2 protein-coding genes are annotated in these 3,006 nt (G+C 70.8%); one reads left to right on the top strand and one right to left on the bottom strand.

Annotated features, from left to right (window positions below):
- Nucleotides 1-559: 559 nt before the first annotated feature.
- Complete coding sequence (locus tag ACN6LM_RS37820) at nucleotides 560-1,600, bottom strand: LacI family DNA-binding transcriptional regulator (protein WP_445069952.1); 1,041 nt, start codon at nucleotides 1,598-1,600, stop codon at nucleotides 560-562.
- A gap of 342 nt (nucleotides 1,601-1,942) precedes the next feature.
- On the opposite strand from ACN6LM_RS37820, the gene ACN6LM_RS37815 reads away from it, so the two are divergent.
- Nucleotides 1,943-2,893, top strand: coding sequence for an ABC transporter substrate-binding protein (locus ACN6LM_RS37815; protein ID WP_445069953.1), 951 nt, complete (start codon nucleotides 1,943-1,945; stop codon nucleotides 2,891-2,893).
- The last annotated feature ends 113 nt before the right edge of the window (nucleotides 2,894-3,006 follow it).

The following is a 3,006-nucleotide window of genomic DNA, read 5'->3' as shown; positions in this document are numbered from 1 at the left end:
CCGGGCCCCGCACACCGTGTGCGGGGCCCGGGCACCGGTCGTTCCCTCGGTCAGCCCGTCACCCGGAAGGTGGCGTCCGGGAAGTGGGGAGCCTCCAGCGAATGGGCCCCGGTGGGCAGGGGTGCGGGCGCCGCCCGGGCAGGCTAGGGCTGGAGGATGGCGGCGAAGAGAGCCGGCAGAAGTGCGCGTACTCGTCCTCGGTGACGCATCGGTTCTCCTGGCCCCGAAGGTGGGAGAGAACGCGTTCTGGAGCAGTACGGAGCCCAGGCGGACCGGCCTTTTGTGAGCGGTAACAAACATGCTCGGGCAGTGCTGTGCCCTGTGCTGGGTGGGTGCGTGGCGCGGAATGGGCGGGGCGCGTTGAGCGCTTCTTCCTTTCGGGGCACGGGAGGGGCACGGGAGGTGCTTCGGGGCAAGGGAGGTGCTGCGGAGGAGGGCTGGGCCGTGCGAGCCCGCCCAGGGTTTGCCCCCAGGCCGTGGGGTTCCGTCAGTACGGGGTGCTGTTCGCGCTCACATCAACAGGTGCGGCATGGACCGTAGTCGGCGAGGGTGGTCCGGATCAGCGGCCGGCGGGCGCCCGCACGCTCTCCCGGCGGACGAGTTCCGGGGTGATGACGGGCTGCGCGCCCTTCGTCTCGGCGCCGTTGATCAGCCCGAGCAGGAGGTCGAGCGTCGTGGTGGCGACCGCTCCGAAGTCCTGGCGCACCGTGGTCAGCGGCGGCGAGTAGAACGCCGACTCGGGCACGTCGTCGAACCCGATGATGCTCACCTGGTCCGGGACCGAACGCCCCCGCTCGGTCATGGCGCGCAGGGCGCCGAGGGCCTGGTGGTCGTTGGCCGCGAAGACCGCGGTGACCTCGGGCATCCGGGCCAGCATCTGCCCCGCCCGGTACCCGGAGGCGGCGGACCAGTCGCCCGTGCTCACCGGAGGCACCTCCGCCCCGGCCTCCTGCAGCGCCCGGCGCCAGCCGCGGATGCGGCCCGCGGCGTCGAACCAGTCCGGCGGGCCGGAAATGTGCCACACCGTCTCGTGGCCCGCCTCCAGCAGGTGCTTCGTGGCCTCGTAGGCGCCCTGCTCCTGGTCCACGGACACCATCGGCGCGCCGCGCTCGGGGTCGCCGTCGACGGTGACCAGGGGCACCTCTGCGGGCACCCCGGCCAGTGCGGCGTCGGCCGAGGCGGTGGGCGCGATGACCACGATCCCGGCGACGCGCTCGTCGCGGTGGCGCTCGACGGCGGCGGTGATCGAGGACTGCCCCAGCTCGGGCACCCGGTGCACGCTCACCGCGAAGCCCTGGCGGGCGGCGGCGATCTCGAATGCGGCCAGGAGCGAGGAGGGTCCGTACAGCGTGGAGTTCTGGGCGATCACGCCGATCAGCTGCGAGCGCCCCGTCACCAGGGCGCGCGCCGCACGGTTGGGCCGGTAGCCCAGCTCCTTCACCGCCGCGAGCACCCTCAGCCTGGTCTGCTCGCGCACATTGGGGTGGCTGTTGAGTACCCGGGACACCGTCTGATGGGACACGCCCGCGAGCCGTGCGACATCGGTCATCGCCGGTTCCCGTACGACTGGACTCGTCGCCGTGGCGTCCTCCACACCCATCTCCTCCTGACGGTCGACCGCCCCGCCCCGGCTTGACCGCCGGGGCCTCGGGTGATCCGCATCGAACGTTCAATCTACGCCCCGGCCAAGGTACGGCCGCCCTCGGCGCGGGCTGTGACCGCCCCCGCCGAGAGGGGCTCCCCATCAGCCTATGACGCCATAGTGAGCGCTAACAGTCTCGTCCACAACAAGTCCGTGCCGATGCCGAATTGTGGTTCCCCCAGGGGTTGACGCGGTAAATGTTAGCGCTCACTGTTGACGCCCGTGGCCCCGATCGCAGAGGTCGGTGGCAGGGACGCACGGTTCACGATGGAGGACGACGCTGTGTTCAAGAAAATTGCCATGGTCGGCTGCGCGCTGGCGCTGGCCACGCTGACGGCCTGCGGGAGCGGCGACGGAGGCGGGTCCAAGTCGTCCGGCGGCGACAAGCTGGTCATGGGCTTCGCCCAGGTGGGCGCGGAGAGCGGCTGGCGTACCGCCAACACCAAGTCGGTACGGGAGTCGGCCAAGAGCGCCGGCATCGAGCTGAAGTTCTCCGACGCGCAGCAGAAGCAGGAGAACCAGATCAAGGCCATCCGCTCCTACATCCAGCAGAAGGTCGACGTGATCGCCTTCAGCCCGGTGGTGGAGACGGGCTGGGACGCGGTCCTGCTGGAAGCCAAGCGCGCGAAGATACCGGTGATCCTGACCGACCGGGCCGTCGACTCCGAGGACACCTCCCTCTACAAGACGTTCCTCGGCTCCGACTTCGTGGAGGAGGGCCGCAAGGCCGGCAAGTGGCTGACCGAGAACGCGAACGGTCCGGCCAAGGTCGCGGAGATCCAGGGCACCACCGGCGCCGCCCCGGCCATCGACCGGCAGAAGGGCTTCAAGGAGGCCATCGCCGGGAAGTCCGACATCAAGATCGTGGCCTCGCAGAGCGGTGACTTCACCCGGGCGGGCGGCAAGCAGGTCATGGAGGCACTGCTGAAGTCCCACCCCGACATCAACGTCGTGTACTCACACAACGACGACATGGGTCTCGGCGCCATCGAGGCGATCAAGGCGGCCGGCAAGAAGCCCGGCACCGACATCAAGATCATCACCGTGGACGCGGTCAAGGCCGGCATGCAGGCCCTCGCGGACGGCGAGATCAACTACATCGTGGAGTGCAACCCCCTCCTCGGCGACCAGCTGATGGACCTCGCCAAGAAGGTCGTCAAGGGCGAGAAGGTCCCGGAGCGCGTCGTCACCGAGGAGACCGCCTTCACCTCGGAGCAGGCGGCGAAGGTCCTCAAGGACCGGAAGTACTGACAGGCGCCGGGGGGGGGGGGGGGGGGGGGGGGGGGGGGGGGGGGGGGGGGGGGGGGGGGGGGGGGGGGGGGGGGGGGGGGGGGGGGGGGAGGGGGGGAGGGGGGGGTGGAGGC

The organism is Streptomyces sp. SAS_281 (assembly GCF_052542855.1).
Note: the sequence above shows the minus strand (reverse complement) of the source record. Positions and strands in the feature narration are given on the sequence as shown.

Excerpts from the sequence above, each read along its gene's own strand:
- ACN6LM_RS37820 (WP_445069952.1), bottom strand. The coding sequence starts at position 1,600 with ATGGGTGTGGAGGACGCCACGGCGACGAGTCCAGTCGTACGGGAACCG.
- ACN6LM_RS37815 (WP_445069953.1), top strand. The coding sequence starts at position 1,943 with ATGGTCGGCTGCGCGCTGGCGCTGGCCACGCTGACGGCCTGCGGGAGC.